The following is a 571-nucleotide window of genomic DNA, read 5'->3' as shown; positions in this document are numbered from 1 at the left end:
TCATAAAGGGCATTCTCCTTTAGTCGGGTGACAAAGTGGATGTCCTGACTGGTCCATTGGGCATACTGCTGATAATCCACATATCCCCGGTCAAACAAGGCAATCTGGTGAGGCTTTAAGCGAAGCCTGGACAGAAAAGTATGGTCGTGTGTAGCTGCACTGGTAAAATGGATCAGTTGCGGGACTTCTTCAAATGCGTTCAGCATGGTATGTACTTTGATCCCACCTTTGCTCTTTCCATCAACAGAGTGGCGTCCCACACATTTGAGGATGGCCTTGAACAGGCTGATCGTAGTGCTGTCAATGATAAATATCCGTTTCAAAAGTTCATTGTCCGCTTGGCTGTCCGATAAACGTTCCTTGTAATGAAGGTAGAGCTTCTGATAAACAGCCCCAAAGAAAGTATCGCTCCTTTTCAGGTTGGCATCGCTTAACGTACTGCGTGGAGGAGTGTAAGAGAGCCCCAAATGGTTCAGTTTATCTCCATAGGCGGCTATGCCATGGGTTACTTCCCTTAAGGAAGTACAGTTGTTCATGATGCAGTATAACATACAGATAAAATGTTCCCATG

General features: G+C 45.7%; 1 protein-coding gene. It reads right to left on the bottom strand.

The features are described 5' to 3' along the window. Positions 1 to 536: transposase (locus tag BFL47_RS19035; RefSeq protein WP_245681420.1), on the bottom strand; the 536-nt coding region annotated here is incomplete at its 3' end. Positions 537 to 571 lie beyond the last annotated feature (35 nt).

The sequence above is a fragment of the Arcticibacter eurypsychrophilus genome (assembly GCF_001730525.1).
GTDB lineage: Bacteria > Bacteroidota > Bacteroidia > Sphingobacteriales > Sphingobacteriaceae > Arcticibacter > Arcticibacter eurypsychrophilus.
The sequence above is the reverse complement of the archived record's forward strand: the minus strand, read 5'-3'. Positions and strand labels throughout refer to the sequence as shown.